Here is a 15585-nt window from a genome sequence, read left to right as displayed (position 1 = left end):
TTAGATGTTATTTACCAATCGCTTCTTTTGCGAACAAATGTTTAATTGGGCCAAGGTTATCAACTAGGCTTAAACCAACACCACGTACGAGTTTTTTCAGTGGATTAGCCCCTGCAAATAGCTCTTTTAAGCCTTGCATCATGGCAATGTGTTTTTGTGCATCAAGCTTGCGAGTACGTTCATAATCACGCAGTGTGCGCGCGCTTGCAAACTCACCTTGCTCATTACTTAAAAGCTCAATTAAATAAGCGGCGTCTTTTAGGCCAAGATTCATACCTAAACCAGCTAATGGATGAATGGTATGCGCTGCATCGCCCATTAATACCACTTTGCCAGACACCCACTGCTGGGCGTAACGCATTTTAAGTGGAAATGCCATGCGCTCACTTTGCACTTCACATAAACCACATTGACCATCAAGGGCTGCCATTACTGCTTTATTAAAGTTGCTATCATCAAGCGCTAAGAGTGTTTCGCAGTGCTCTGGACTTGTTGACCATACAATTGAATGCGTGTGTTTGTCTGGTAACGGTAAGAACGCCAGCGGCCCTGTTGGCAAAAATACTTGGCGTGCCGTGTTGTTATGCTCATCAGACGTTTTAACCGTAGCAACAATGGCGTGATGGTCGTAATCTTTAAAAGTAATTGGCATATTGAACTGCTTGCGAATAGCCGAGTTGGCACCATCAGCCGCCACTAATAATTTAGCAATCACAGGCTCGCCGCTTTCAAGCGTAATAAATACATCAGAATCAGTTTGATGAATTTGCTGATAACGGGTTTCGAACAATAAAGTGGCATTACTTTGCTTTTCAAGTTCGCTAATTAAAGCGTAGCGAATAATATCATTTTCAACGATATGACCTAGCTGTGGTAAGTCGAGATCGTTATGATCAAAATGAATTTTACCAAAGCTGTCTTGGTCACGTACATCCATCGACGTATAAGGTGTGGCACGCTGTTTAATAATCTCTTGCCAAGCATTCAAAGACTCAAATAAGCCCTGACTGGCAAGACTCAATGCGCTTACTCGAAGTGCATAATCATCACCCGGTAAGGTTTGATTTTTACTTGCATCAACAACCACAACACTGATATCTGCTTTTGCTAAACCAAGTGCTAGCGTAAGACCAACACAACCACCACCGACAATACAAACTTGTGCTTGTTTCATATCCGTTTACCTTGCTTAACCTGACCCATAAGCTGTTTTGCCAGCGGGGTTTTTAACGAGGAGAATAAATCCATTGAGAAAAGGCCAATGCTGCGACCAAGTGCGAGCAATCGTGATGAGTTTGAGAACAAACGCACTAGGCTGTCTGTGAGTGTCATCACGGTAGTAATGTCCTTGCTACGCTTTTGACTGTAATAACGGGTAAAAGCGTAATCACCAAGGTCGCTTCTATTAGCCATATCACACAATAGTTGTACATCTCGCAGGCCTAAGTTAAAGCCCTGCCCTGCAATTGGGTGAATAGCGTGGCCTGCATTCCCTATTAATACCGTGCGATGGCTGCTAAGTGACTCTGCTTTACCGTAAACCAGAGGGTAGCTTGCACGCATGCCTACTTTGCTAAATGAACCGCCGCAGTAACCAAATGCTTTTTGTAAAGCAGCTAAAAAAGCATCGTCTTCAAGTGTCATATAGTGCTCAACTTGCTCAGGCTCCATGCACCATACTAGTGAGTATCTATTATTACTCATTGGCAACAGTGCCATTGGGCCGTATTCCGTAAAACGCTCAAAAGCATGATGATGATGACCACCAGCCACTTCGATGTTGGCAATAATTGCCGCTTGCTGATAAGCGCGGGTATTAAACTCAATATTGGCCAACTTACGGCTTTGTGAATGAGCACCATCAGCAATCACCACAAGCTTTGCACTTAACTGCTCACCTGAGCTCAGTGTAATGTTGGCACAGTCGCTCTGGTATTCAAGTTTGGCGACTGTATCAGGGCAAAATAAACGGACATCAGTTCGCATGAGTTGCTGATGAAGACTACGCCCAAATGGATTCACTTCGACCACATAGCCAAGGGCATCATGGCCGTATTCTTGGCAATCAATATGTGTTTTACCAAAATGACCACGATCAGATACGGTTACTTTTTCAATCGCTGCCGCAAATGGCGCTTGGCAATCAAAGGCATTGATTGATTTTAAGTATTGCACCGACTGCTGAGCCAGCGCAATGCTTCTATCATCAAAGCTTGGGTGATAGTCTGCGCTTACTTCATTTGCCTCAATTACAGCGATTGATAACTGCTTATTGCTCTGTTTTAGGCCCAGTGCACAACTTGCACCCGCCATTCCACCGCCGATAATGACAACATCAAACTGCTTTGCCACGCTTGCTCCTAGCCTTTGTTTGCTTGCATCACTGCTTCAATGTCACTAATGGTTTTTGGAACCGAAATGGTCAGGTTTTCATGGCCATCTTGAGTGACAAGTAAGTTATCTTCAATACGAATACCAATGCCTTTATATTGCTCTGGTGCTTTTGCATCTTCGCTAATATATAAGCCAGGTTCGATGGTTAGCACCATGCCTGGTTCAAATACACGCTCTTTTTCATCAAGCTTATATTCGCCAACATCGTGAACGTCTAACCCTAACCAGTGGCCAAGTCCATGCATGTAAAAGGCTTTGCACGCTTGGTTAGCCATTAGTTCATCAAGCTCGCCCGTTAGAATGCCTAACTCAATGAGCCCTTGCGTAAGTACCGTCGAGGCCAATTCATTGGCTTTAGACAAACTACCACCCGGTTTTACTTGGCTAAATGCCGCTTCTTGGGCTGCTAATACAATATTGTAAAGCGCTGCTTGAGGTTCGCTAAATTTGCCATTGATTGGGAAAGTGCGTGTAATATCTGCCGCATAACCTTCAAGTTCACAGCCAGAATCAATTAACACTAAATCACCATCTTTTAGTTCAGCGTCATTTTGTGTGTAGTGCAAAATATTGGCGTTGTCACCACTGCCCACAATCGTGCCATAAGCAGGATGACGAGCACCATTCATTGCATAATGATGATGCAGTTCAGCTTCTAATTGGTATTCAGTTGCGCCTGGTTTGGCAAACTGCATAGCGCGAATATGACCTTGCGCACTAATTTCGCAGGCTTTGCGCATAATGTTTAATTCTGCGTCAGATTTAAATAAACGCATTTCGTGCACTAAACCACGAATATCTTTAATGGTGTGCGGGGCTTTGTAGCCTTTTTTAGGTGCGCCGCGAAGTGTGCTTAATAAATCCCAGATCTTTGCATCGAAGTTTGGGTAAGTGCCTTGTGCATAAAATAAAATCTGCTGGCCGTTCACCAAATCTAATAATTGTTCATCTAGTTCAGTAAGTGGGCTAGTTGCGTCGAATAAGTACTCAGATTTAGCCTTTTCGAAGCCTATTCTGCGACCATGCCAAATTTCAGCCAGTTTGTCTTTGTTACGGCAAATAAGAGTACTTGGCGTATCGCTCGACGGACACAATACTAAAACTGCATCCGGTTCGTTAAACCCTGTTAGGTAGAAGAAATCACTGTCTTGGCGAAATGCATACTCAGTATCACGACTACGTGTTACTTCTCCTGCAGCAGGAATAATAGCCACACTGTTTTTATCCATCATCGCAAGCAGGCGCTCACGACGGGCTTTAAATTCAGCTTTATCGATTACAATAGACGACATGCTAAACCTCTGTAATTTGATTAGTGAAGGGTCTTCTTAGGATTTTTGTCTGTAGGCTCTTTACCTAGCTCAGCAAAACATAACAACGCAGAAACACGCACATATTCAATCACCTCGTGCAGTGCTTGGCTATCTTCTTCGGTCTCTTCAAACATGGTGTCTAAGCGGGTAATTTCACTAAAATCGCTAATTACTTCTTTCACATCAGCTGATAACTTGCCGTAATCTTTTTGTTTTAACCCAAAACCAAGCATAAAACCCGATACCCAAGATACTAATCCATTAGCTAAATCGATCAGTGTTTCATCATCGCTTGGTAAGAATAGATCAAACTGAAATTCTTCATCACTAAAGCTGGCCACAACCTGAGAATAAACGTCAGCAAAAAATGCTTTTAAATCTTTATTGAAGGCTAAGCCATCGTTGAATACATCACTTAGTAAACCTAAGTATTCTTCGGCTTCAATATTGATGCCACAGGCTAATAAACCACTGATCACACCATGGGCTTCGGCTGGTGCGACGAAAATTTCATTTTTTTCTAATAACAATTGGGCTTGTTGGTAATCAGGTAACGTGCTCATAACTTTTTCTTTGTTCGGCTAAGTAACGCCATGCTACCACTCGATAAATCGCAACTCCAATTAATTGTATGATTGAGGTCAAAAAGCAATCTGAAAAGTAAATAAGCAGTTAAAGGTGGGGAAAAACTACGCGAACGATCCGCTTTTTTTACTTCTATGGTTTAAGGATTGAAACTTGTCTTATATACTGAAGGTGTTCCCTAGGGTGTAGGAGCTTGGTTAAGTCCCTGAGCCGATAAATTTTATGTTAGGGTTTCTGTTCGTTTACTATTGTGCAAGCTCGGCATGTACCGAGAAGCCTACGGTAGACCGCAGATCCCCGCCCTGAAACCTCAAGGTTTCAGGACTGACACCGGGCACCGCATACTTGGGGAACACCATCAAGCTATCAGCTATCAGCTATCAGCTATCAGCTATCGAAAATCTTCCATGTAGTTTTTCTTTTATACAAGAACTTATTACTCTTATTCGCGCGAAATAAATTTCACGCCTACGGTATCGGGTTTAGCCATAGCTATGTGCGGGCACAATCTAACTTTACTCTTTCCCCTCGCTAACTCACTAACTTATTTCTTCTGATAGCTGACGGCTGAAAGCTGATAGCTCCTGTGTGTTGGGTTTCACTTCACTCTACCCAACACACAAGCTTTTAACCTATCGCCCCCTACTTAAACCATCCCTGAAAGCGCTCCATCAATAGATAATTAACCGGCACTAATAGCAAGGTGATAAGCGTTGCAAAGATAATCCCAAAACCAAGACTTACCGCCATTGGTATAAGAAATTGTGCTTGCGTAGCTTTTTCAAATAACAGCGGCATTAAACCAATAAAAGTGGTTAGACTGGTTAGCATAACTGGGCGAAAACGAGCTGCACCGGCAAGCTTAACGGTTTCAAGTAAATCACCGCCTTCTTCACGTTTCTTATTGATAAAATCAACCAGTACCAGTGAGTCATTCACAACCACGCCTATCAAGGCCAACATGCCAAGTAAACTCATAATGGTCAGATCCATTCCCATTATCCAGTGACCCATTACGGCACCTATCATGCCAAACGGTATAACGCTCATTACGATCAATGGCTGCATATATGATTTAAACGGAATCGCTAATAACGCATAAATAATAAAAAATACAAACACTAGGCCCCAAGCCAGTGAACCAAATGATTCACGCTGTTCTTTGGCTTCACCTTCTAGTGAATAATCAACTCCAGGATATTGCTGCATTAGCTCGTCTAAGTAAGTTTTTAGATCTGCTTGCAGCACCGTCATATTGGTATTTGATTTTTCGACATCCGCAGTCACATTCAGTGTGCGATAGCGGTCAATACGATAAATAGATGATGGGCTTTGGCCCGGTACTAGAGTTGCCACATGCGAGAGCGGCACAGTCCCACCAGCAGGAGTTTTAATTAGAATGTCTTTCAAATCAGCAACAGAACGACGCTCTTCAATAGGTAAACGCACCATAACCCGCACATCATCGCGCCCACGTTGTATGCGCTGAACTTGCGCACCGAAGAACGAATTACGTACTTGCTGCGATACATCAACACGGTTTAAACCTAATGCTAAACCTTGCTCTGTCAGCTCTATTTGCAACTCCTCTTTACCGTCTGACATGCTATCAGCAATTTCGAAGACGGTTGGATAAGTCGATAATCGTTCTTTCACTCTTTCGGCTACTGCTTCAAGCATTTCAATTGAGCTACCATTTAGCTGTACATCAATTGGGCTCGATGTTCTGCCAAACTCAGCACGGAACGTTACACTTTCTGCACCCGGTATAATGCCAATTAAGTCTCGCCATTCACTAGCAAGTTCACGAGAGCCAATATCTGATTCTCGTTTTTCAGCTGGCATAATCTCAAATCTAACACTGCCCGTATTTGACGAGCCACCACGCCCCCCCGTAGTTGCCAAAATATTTAAAATTACACTTTGACCGTCTTCATCACGATATTTATCTTGTAACTCTTTTGCCTTGTCTGACATTTTGATTACATATTTATTCGTTACTTCAAACGGTGTACCTGCAGGAAAAGTAACAGATGCACGCACGGTTTCACTTGGAATTCGAGGGAAAAAAGTAAACTTCGTCCAACCACTTGTTATTAAAGTCATAATAATTATAAAAATACCGACAAATAAGCTCACAGTGGCTACTTTATTCTTTAAGGCTAAATTCAATAATGGTTGGTAATATTTCATTATTGCGTGTTCAAAACCGTCGGCAAAGCGCTGCTGAAGGCGTTCAAGTTTGGTCGGTTCACCCTTCTCGTGGCGCAGCTTTAAATACTTTAAGTGTGCAGGTAAAACAAACTTTGACTCGATTAATGAGAATAGTAAAACCGGAATAACCACGACAGGGATTTGTGCAAAGATAGCGCCTCGCGCACCTTCAATAAAAGCTAAAGGTAAAAAGGCTGCAACGGTTGTCAACACACCAAAGGTCACAGGAGTTGCTACTTCCTGAGTACCACGAATAGCCGCTTGTTCACCACTTTCTGCCGTTTTTAAGTGGGTATAAACGTTTTCACCTGTAACAATGGCATCATCTACAACAATACCTAACACTAAAATAAAACCAAATAAGCTGATTACATTGAGTGTTATACCAAAGATAGGCATTATCAAAAATGCGCCCATAAACGATACAGGTATGCCAATAAATACCCAAAAAGCAATAGCTGGACGTAGGAATAGAGTTAATAGCGCTAGCACTAAAATTCCGCCCTGAATTGCGTTACTTGTGAGAGTTGCTATGCGGCTTTTTACAACTTCGGAGTCATCGTCCCAATAACTTAACTCAAACCCTTCTGGAAGTTGACTTTGATGTTCTGTGATAAAGTTTTTTACAGCATCAGCTACTTCAATCGCACTTTGTGGACCAATACGGTATACATCAATAAAAGCTGCCTGTTTACCATTAAAACGAGTACGAACGGGGGTTTCTTCAAAATCATCACTAATACGGGCAATATCACCTAAACGGATAATAGTGCCATCGGCTTGGTTCTTAACCACTATATTAGCAAATTCATCTTTACGGTATGCTTGCCCTTTAGAGCGAATAAGTACATCACCGCCCTCTGTTTTTAAATTACCAGCAGAAACGTCTGTGCTTGAGTTCTTAATAGCTGAAGAAATATCCGCTAAACTCAAATCATATTGCCGCAAAGTATCTTGACTCACCTCTATGGCTATTTCGTAATTACGAACTCCGCTTAACTCAACTTGAGTTACACTTGGCAAACGCAAAAGCTCATCACGTACAGTTTCAGCGTATTCAAGTGTTTCTTTTTCACCATAAATACTTGAAACAGATACTGCGATAACTTCGCGCTTCCATTCGGCAAGCGAAACTATCGGCTTTTCCGCATCAACCGGAAAGGTGTTAATCGCATCTACTCGACTTTTAATATCAGCCAATAGCTCCCTTGGGTCATAACCTGTCTCGACCTCTATACTTACTGATGAAGAGCCTTCTGATGAACGACTCGTGATCCGCTTTACCCCTTCAAGATCTTGAACAGCTTCCTCAATGCGAATAGAGACCCCTTTTTCTACATCCTCAGGCGTCGAGCCACGAAGTGATACACTGACACTAATGCGATCTGACTCAAACGATGGAAATACCTCAAGCGGGATTTGTGTCGAAACGCTAAATAAACCTGCTAATAAAATGCTGATCAGCAATAAGTTTGCTGCAACATGATTCTTTGTAAACCAAGCAATCATTATTGCGCTCCTTGCTCTTTAGGTTGCTCTTGATTATTAAGACGCTTAGCTTTCCCCCTCGTAGCTTGATACTCTTCGCTTCCCATCACAGTCACTTGCGTACCTGAGCTAACTTGTCCAAGCGGTGTAATAACTAAATTATCACCTGCAGACAGGCCATCAGCTACAACAGCTTGATTAGCATTTTGCCAAGCAAGTGAAATATTTTTACGACGTAAAACACCTTGCTCTTCAACATAAACATAAGTGCCTTGGTAAATCGCACTATTTGGAATCACAATGGCATTATCAATCGTCTTACCGGTGATCTGCGCTTTGATATATTGACCAATTTTGATTGGATATTGATTTATAGATGTTGCTTTATAAGGGTCATTAATTTGTGCAACCACATAAAGCTGCTGAGCGTTTTCGTCAATGGCACCTTCGGTGCGGACAACTTGACCTTGCCAATGCTGTTTACCAACAAGGTCTGAGCTGAATTTAACTAATGAACCCGCACTATTTTTAGCGCCGTCACGGAACTGCTCAGGTAAGTTAATAAACGGCAAGTCTTTATTTTTGATTGGTAAGCGGATCTCAACACGGTCAATCGCATAAATGCTCGCTAGTTCCATGTTGTTACTCACAACTTGGCCTAAGTCTACACTGCGACTTAAAACACGACCTGCGTAAGGTGCTGTAATTTTTGTACGCTCTAAGTCGAGTTTAGCTTTTTCAAGGGTGGCTTGAGCCGATAATACGCTCGCTTCAGCAGCAGCTAATTGTGGTTTACGCAGCACTAAGCTACTAGCTTCTTCGCCCTTACCTAAGCGCTGCCAGTCAGTTTCAGCTTGGCGACCGCGAGCTTGTTCTTCAAGTAAGCCTTGCTCTGCGGTTAATAAAGCAGCTTGGGCTGATTTCACTTCGGCGCGGTGATCTCTATCGTCTAGCTGCAACAACACATCGCCTTTTTCAAAAAAACCACCTTCACGAAATTGTTCACTAATTTCTATAATTTGTCCGGAGGCCTGAGCAACTAACAAACTTTGCGTACGCGGCTTAACCGTTCCAAAACTATCTATCATCACTTGATAGGATTCTGGCGTCAGCGTTTTAACAGCAACATTTACTTTCGCTTTCGGTGGTGAAGAAAAGCGGTTTGCTTGTGGTGGGTTGCCTTTAATAAACATGACGAGCAGTACCGTCACAGCTATAACTACAAGTGGGATTAATATTTTACGTGTCTTACTATTCATGATTATTGCTCTTCTACTTCGCTGTTTGCTGCACTAAAGTCACCACCAAGGGCAATGTGTAAGTTAATTCGATTTTTAATAAGCTGATTTTTAAGTTCGATGACCGAACTCTGCGCGTTGAAAGAACGATCTTGCGCATCTAGAACGGTGGTGTATGTTACTAAGCCACTTTGATATTGCTCAAAGGATAAGCGCTCAGCGGCAACCGCATTTTCTTGGGCTTCTAAGGTTTTTTCATAACGAACTTTTAAAGCTTGTTCTTGGCTAATTGCAGTTTCAACATCATTAAATGCATCATAGAGTGTGGCAAGGTAAGCTTGCTCTTGACGTTTAACGGTAAGCCTTGCTTGTTCTTCATTAGCTTGTAAACGCCCCCCTTCAAAGAGCGGCATTGAAATGCTACCAATCAGCGACCAAGCTAAGCTAGAAGGCGAAAATAAATCACTTACTCTATTGGTGCTGTCACTGATTGATGCTGAAAGATTTAAACTCGGAAAACGCTGTTTATGCGCATAAGCAAGCCCTGCGTCTGTGCTTAAAAGCTGATACCAGCTCGCCATTAGCGCTGGTTTGCGGGTGATGAGCTCTGAAGGCAACCCCAACGGAATAGTGTTCTCAAGTAATGGCAAATCTGCACTGACAGTTAATGCGCCTGCAGGATATTGACCTGTTAAACGCTCTAAATCACGAATCGATTGAGTTAGCTTGGCTTGCTGCGCGGCAATATTCGAGCGCTCAGTATTTAACTCATTACGCGCAAGATATACATCAAGCGCTTCATTTAAACCTTGGCGGTATCCTGATTCAATAATATCTAAATTTTTCTCGGCGTTTTGTTCTCGTTGCTTAAACAACTCAAGCAATTTGTGATTAGTAATAACATCAAACCAACCAGCTACTACATCAGCCACTAATTGTTGTTTGCTTTGCGCAAATATGGCTTTTTCTGCTAGATACTCAAGGTTTGCCTGTCTTTCTGAGGCCGATAATTTTCCCCATAAATCAACTTCGTAGCTTAATTCTAGCGATGCTGAGCTGGCATTACTGTAACTGACAGGGCGATTATCTTTACTGCGGCTAGCACGTGTTGATAAATCTAGGCTTGGCCATAAATCAGCCCCTGCAGCAATAAGCTGCTGCTCTTTAATTGCCACATCAAAACCAGCTTGTAAAATTGCTTGGTTATGCGCCAATGCTTGCTCAACTAAATTAAAAACTTGAGGATCGTGTAATTGCTGCAACCAGTTATCTTGAACTGCAAGCACCTTGTCGTCTGCGGGAAGCTGCTGCCATGCACTCGGCACCGACTCAAGTTCAGCAACTCGTTCATTGTGAGCCGGCTGGCTTGCACATGCACTTAGCAAAATTACACTTAAAGCCAAAAAACTCGGCTTATATTGCCAATTCATTCTAAAAACCTGAAAACATCTATTTATGAGTGTAATTCAAGCACCACGTTAAGTTTTGCTCAACTGACTTTACATAACATTACACTGCCTGGCATGTGGCTACGATGAACGGTAGGAAAATGGAGGTAAGTTGCAAACTATCAGCTATCAGCTATCAGCTATCAGCTATCAGCTATCAGCTATCAGCTATCAGAACTTTGATCTAGCTTCTCTCTTTTACAAGAGTTTATTAGCGTGTAATAAATTTACATATACGGGTGAGCATTTATCTGAAACTGAGTGTAGGCACTTTTCAATCTGACTTCTAACCACTGATATCTAATAACTCTTTTTTCGGCGTTAAAACGCCTCCTTCAACTCGTATCTCGGGCCTCGAAACTCGTACCCTTACTCTTTCTAACTCGCTAACTTTTTCATCTGATAGCTGACGGCTGAAAGCTGATAGCTCTAAATTTCACGCCTACGGGATGTAAAATCGTGATTTGGAGGGGCCAAAAACAAAAAAACCTCGCAATTGCGAGGCTTTGAATCAATGGTGCCCAGAGGCGGAATCGAACCACCGACACGAGGATTTTCAATCCTCTGCTCTACCGACTGAGCTATCTGGGCAATATTTAGTTCTATGCAGAATATCCACAAGGATTTTCAATGCAACTCCCAATGGCTCTACCGACTGAGCTATCTGGGCTAAGTTCCTGACTGCAATTTGCTGCCTAGGATAATAAATGGTGCCGACTATCCGAGTTGAACGGATGACCTACTGATTACAAGTCAGTTGCTCTACCAACTGAGCTAAGTCGGCACACTAAACCTGTGTGCGTTGTGCACTTAATCACATTGTGATTATAAATAATGGTGCCCAGAGGCGGAATCGAACCACCGACACGAGGATTTTCAATCCTCTGCTCTACCGACTGAGCTATCTGGGCAAAACAATTAGCTAAATGCTAACTATTAAAATAAATGGTGCCGACTATCCGAGTTGAACGGATGACCTACTGATTACAAGTCAGTTGCTCTACCAACTGAGCTAAGTCGGCACACTAAAATCGTGTGCGTTGTGCACTATAATCACTTTAAAAGAGATTATCAAATAATGGTGCCCAGAGGCGGAATCGAACCACCGACACGAGGATTTTCAATCCTCTGCTCTACCGACTGAGCTATCTGGGCAAAACAATTAGCTAAATGCTAACTATTAAAATAAATGGTGCCGACTATCCGAGTTGAACGGATGACCTACTGATTACAAGTCAGTTGCTCTACCAACTGAGCTAAGTCGGCACACTAAATTTGCGTGCTATGCACTATACTGATGTTTTAATCAAAAATTAAACACCAATATATTTAATAATGGTGCCCAGAGGCGGAATCGAACCACCGACACGAGGATTTTCAATCCTCTGCTCTACCGACTGAGCTATCTGGGCAATATTTAGTTTTATGCAGAATATCAACAAGGATTTTCAATGCAATTCCAAAGGGCTCTAATACCGAGCTATTTTGGCACTAAATTTTAAACGCACTTTTAAGCAACAAAACTGGTTGTCGCTGTCTGGGCGTGCGGCGTATTAAACGGGTTTTGCCCTCTCAAGTCAACTTTTTTTTGAGGATTCTAACTGTTTGCACAGTTTTCAATCAAGATTGCTGTTTTTAATAGCTTTTAGCTTATTTAATCTACAAACTTAGCGCCTTTGAGTTGACCCTCATCATAAAAGGGTTACCTATGTTAAAAACGTGGTGAATTTTTCTTCGTAGATGATAGGATTATCTAATAATCAAGAATATGCTCAATGTTGCTGTTTAATTGTTGGACTAATGCCATGCCAAGTAAATCGAATTCACCTGTTAAAGGCCTCTTACCGCTTTTTATAATCACGAACCTTGTCATCGCCTTGCTAGCGGTTGTTGCTTATTCCTTTTATCCAACTAGTAATAAACCACAAAAGATAGATAAACCTCAATTAACAGCTCAGCAACTATCAGCTCAACTCACTTCTCCACTTGTCAGCGCATTAACTATGCCAGGTCAAGACAAAGTAAAAGAAGTTTTAGACTTAGCACACCTCCTTCAGGCTAACTTTGATTATTACTTGTATAGATACGAATTCAATGGTGACGTTTCACTGGTTTACGCTAATAACAAAAAGCTCATAACGCCAAGTAAAGTAAACCAACAACTAGAACAAAACTCACTCATTCACACTGTACTTGAACTTAATGACCAACCTGTCGGTGAACTTATAGTAAAACAACATCCATCTGAGCAGCCTGTTACACAATCAATAGGGGTTTCACTCGCCCTTGCAGCCATGACTCTTCTTGCATTAATTATTTTATCCTTCGCACTGAGCATTTTTATTAATAAACGTTTTAGTAAAAGCAGTAGCGCTTTGAGTCAAGAGTTAAAAGCAATTACCGAAAATGCAGATTATCAGACCCACGTAACTGAAGAATTGGATTTTGGATTAAACTCTGTAGCTAGACACATCAACTTGCTTCTAAATAAAGTTCAGTCAGCTATAACGGAAAACAAAGCTTCTCAGGCTGATTTACAAAAACTACAAAGCAGCCTTGAAAATGAAGTACACAAGCGAACCCTTGCTCTTGAGCAAGCAACCCTAAAAGCCGAGCAGGCAAACGAAACTAAAACTACTTTCTTGGCGACCATGAGCCATGAGATTCGCACCCCTATGAACGGGGTTATCGGAACTATTGATTTACTGCGCCAAACAGAGCTAGATGGTGCACAGCACAGACTAAGCACAATTATTCGTGATTCTGCATTTTCATTATTAGGAATATTAGATGACATTCTCGATTTCTCGAAAATTGAAGCGGGTAAATTAAACATCGATAACATTCCTTTTTCTGTGTCAGACACCATTGAAGAAGTCGCTCGTGTTTTATCATCGGTTGCTAAAAAGCGTGATCTTGAATTAGAACTTGCTATTGCCCCTGATATTCCTACGAACTTGATTGGTGATACAGTGCGAGTTCGCCAAGTTCTTTATAACTTATGTAGTAATGCGATTAAGTTCACCTCAACAGACGACAAACGTAAAGGACACGTCAAGATTTCGGTAGAGGTGGCACAAAACACCACTGACCACTACACCCTGCGTTTTAGTGTATTAGACAACGGTAAGGGTATGACGCAAGCACAGCTTCGCGAGATCTTTAACCCATTCATTCAAGCTGAAGGCTCAATCACCCGTGAATACGGTGGTACGGGCTTAGGTTTATCTATTTGCAAAAGCTTAACTGAGCTAATGCTAGGAACTATTTCTGTATCTAGTGACCTAGGAATAGGCAGTGAGTTTGTTGTCGAATTACCTTTTAGTACACAAGGTAAAGTTGAATATGCTCATAAGCAGGTAATGAAAAACCAACGCGTAGTGGTTGTAACTAACCACGATGGTCGTAAAAAGATACTTACTCGTTATCTATCATTTATGGGAGCAACTCCTGTTATCGCTGACAACAGCGATATAATCGAAGTAGAACAGGATAAAAAAGATATTATTTGGATCCTCGATGGTATCGAGAGCATGGAAGATATTAACTATATCTTGCGCCGCTTACTCTACACCCTAGAAGATAATAAACAACAAGTTATAGTTCTAAGTAAACTGGACGAAGCCGCTGTTAATCATAAAAATATCTTCTACCTAAACGCAGCACCGCTATGCAAGTCCAACTTTATGATGTCGCTACTTGTGGCAGCTGGTTTACATAAACCAAAACAAATAACTTCAAAAAAATCACTTAACGACTACTTAAGTGTTGATAAAGCCCGCGAAGAAAATAAGCTAGTATTACTTGTTGAAGATAACGTGCTAAATCAACAAGTGTTAACCGATCAATTACACCTGCTAGGCTATGGTGTTGAGCTGGCTGAAAATGGTGAAAAAGGCCTTGAAGCATGGCGTGAAGGAAAACACTCAATTATTCTGACCGACTTACATATGCCAAAAATGTCTGGTTACGATATGGTTGAAATAATTCGTAATGAAGCGTCACAGCTTGAAGATATCAATGCACAACCTTACGTGATTGCCATCACAGCTAATGCTCTTAAAGGTGAAAAAGAGCGCTGTTTGAGCATAGGTATGAACGATTACATCACTAAGCCAGTTGAATTAAATGTACTAGAAGCCACATTACACAAATGCGCTTACAAAACGAACCCTGAGGCTACTAAGCTCGAAGTAAAAAGACCGGCAGCACCAATCGATATGAATGTATTGGCTGATTATGTTGGTACTGACGAGAACAAAAAACTACGCTTCTTTAAAATGTACTTAGAGCAAAGCTACCAGCTAAGTAAGGAAGTCAACAGTGGTGTCATTGAGCAGGATCTAGAGGCCATTATATCAGCCTGTCATCAGCTCAAGTCTATTTCAAAAACGATTGGCGCAATGAAAGTTGCAGAACTAGCTGCTGTATTTGAACAACGCTGTAAAGATGATGAACTTTCTAGTGATGACTTAATTGAACTGCGTGACAGCTATGAAATTGAATATTCCAAAGTAGCGCAGTATTTAAAAGAACAAATAAAAAAAGCAGAGCAAGATACTGAATAACACCTATCAAAAAAGGGCCATAACGGCCCTTTTTGCTTTTAGATCATAGGCTTATTTTTCTGGTGGACGGTAGCCTTCTATTTCTACGTCTTTACCTTCAAATAAGAAACCTACCATTTGCTCTTCTAAAAAAGCACGGTGCTCTGGGTCCATCATGTTCAGATGCTTTTCGTTGATCAGCATTGTTTGCTTGTGTTGCCATTGGCCCCAAGCTTCTTTACTGATGTTGTTGAAAATCTTTTCACCAAGCTCACCTGGGTATAGTTGGAAGCCTAAGCCTTCAGCTTCTTTTTGTAACTTTTGACAAAATACTGTACGTGCCATAATTGCTCTCTAC

At 41.7% G+C, this 15585-nt stretch carries 9 protein-coding genes, 7 tRNA genes and 1 other RNA gene; 2 read left to right on the top strand and 15 right to left on the bottom strand.

Features of this window, described 5'->3' with window-relative positions; all coding sequences use genetic code 11:
* Nucleotides 1-7 precede the first annotated feature (7 nt).
* The 4 genes from EVU92_RS08480 to EVU92_RS08465 are packed head-to-tail and all read right to left on the bottom strand — an operon-like array spanning nt 8 to nt 4270.
* Nucleotides 8-1174, bottom strand: coding sequence for an FAD-dependent monooxygenase (locus tag EVU92_RS08480; RefSeq protein WP_130050848.1), 1167 nt, complete (start codon nt 1172-1174; stop codon nt 8-10).
* Nucleotides 1171-2352: a 2-octaprenyl-6-methoxyphenyl hydroxylase gene (gene ubiH / locus EVU92_RS08475; protein WP_130050847.1), complete on the bottom strand. Its 1182-nt coding sequence runs from the start codon at nt 2350-2352 to the stop codon at nt 1171-1173. The genes EVU92_RS08480 and ubiH overlap by 4 nt, the downstream gene beginning before the upstream one ends.
* A gap of 8 nt (nt 2353-2360) precedes the next feature.
* The gene (pepP, locus tag EVU92_RS08470; RefSeq protein WP_130050846.1) at nt 2361-3686 is read right to left on the bottom strand and encodes a Xaa-Pro aminopeptidase; all 1326 of its coding nucleotides are present in this window, start codon (nt 3684-3686) and stop codon (nt 2361-2363) included.
* A 20-nt stretch (nt 3687-3706) separates the two neighbouring features.
* The gene (locus tag EVU92_RS08465) at nt 3707-4270 is read right to left on the bottom strand and encodes a UPF0149 family protein (RefSeq protein WP_130050845.1); all 564 of its coding nucleotides are present in this window, start codon (nt 4268-4270) and stop codon (nt 3707-3709) included.
* A 194-nt stretch (nt 4271-4464) separates the two neighbouring features.
* On the opposite strand from EVU92_RS08465, the gene ssrS reads away from it, so the two are divergent.
* A non-coding RNA gene (gene ssrS / locus EVU92_RS08460) (6S RNA) lies at nt 4465-4648 on the top strand.
* 286 nt (nt 4649-4934) lie between these two features.
* Here ssrS and EVU92_RS08455 read toward each other — a convergent pair.
* The 10 genes from EVU92_RS08455 to EVU92_RS08410 form a co-directional block, all read right to left on the bottom strand.
* The gene (locus EVU92_RS08455; protein WP_130050844.1) at nt 4935-8015 is read right to left on the bottom strand and encodes an efflux RND transporter permease subunit; all 3081 of its coding nucleotides are present in this window, start codon (nt 8013-8015) and stop codon (nt 4935-4937) included.
* Nucleotides 8015-9253 (bottom strand): efflux RND transporter periplasmic adaptor subunit, encoded by a 1239-nt coding sequence (locus tag EVU92_RS08450; protein WP_130050843.1) that lies wholly within the window; start codon nt 9251-9253, stop codon nt 8015-8017. Before EVU92_RS08450 ends, EVU92_RS08455 begins: the two co-directional genes overlap by 1 nt.
* 2 nt (nt 9254-9255) lie before the next feature.
* Nucleotides 9256-10662, bottom strand: coding sequence for an efflux transporter outer membrane subunit (locus tag EVU92_RS08445; protein ID WP_130050842.1), 1407 nt, complete (start codon nt 10660-10662; stop codon nt 9256-9258).
* 533 nt (nt 10663-11195) lie between these two features.
* Nucleotides 11196-11271 (bottom strand) — tRNA-Phe (locus tag EVU92_RS08440).
* A gap of 117 nt (nt 11272-11388) precedes the next feature.
* Nucleotides 11389-11464: transfer RNA gene (locus EVU92_RS08435), tRNA-Thr, on the bottom strand.
* A gap of 51 nt (nt 11465-11515) precedes the next feature.
* Nucleotides 11516-11591: transfer RNA gene (locus EVU92_RS08430), tRNA-Phe, on the bottom strand.
* 35 nt (nt 11592-11626) lie between these two features.
* A tRNA-Thr gene (locus tag EVU92_RS08425) sits at nt 11627-11702 on the bottom strand.
* A gap of 57 nt (nt 11703-11759) precedes the next feature.
* Nucleotides 11760-11835, bottom strand: a tRNA-Phe gene (locus EVU92_RS08420).
* Between the two features lie 35 nt (nt 11836-11870).
* Nucleotides 11871-11946, bottom strand: a tRNA-Thr gene (locus tag EVU92_RS08415).
* A gap of 70 nt (nt 11947-12016) precedes the next feature.
* A tRNA-Phe gene (locus EVU92_RS08410) sits at nt 12017-12092 on the bottom strand.
* Between the two features lie 393 nt (nt 12093-12485).
* Here EVU92_RS08410 and EVU92_RS08405 point away from each other — a divergent pair.
* Entirely contained in the window at nt 12486-15248 is a 2763-nt protein-coding gene (locus EVU92_RS08405; RefSeq protein WP_130050841.1) for a hybrid sensor histidine kinase/response regulator, read from the top strand.
* A gap of 51 nt (nt 15249-15299) precedes the next feature.
* On the opposite strand, the gene EVU92_RS08400 is transcribed toward EVU92_RS08405, so the two are convergent.
* Nucleotides 15300-15572, bottom strand: a complete 273-nt coding sequence (locus tag EVU92_RS08400; protein ID WP_036970432.1) for an oxidative damage protection protein — start codon at nt 15570-15572, stop codon at nt 15300-15302.
* Nucleotides 15573-15585: the final 13 nt, after the last annotated feature.

The organism is Pseudoalteromonas sp. MEBiC 03485, assembly GCF_004195145.1.
GTDB lineage: Bacteria > Pseudomonadota > Gammaproteobacteria > Enterobacterales > Alteromonadaceae > Pseudoalteromonas > Pseudoalteromonas apostichopi.
Note: the sequence above shows the minus strand (reverse complement) of the source record. Positions and strands in the feature narration are given on the sequence as shown.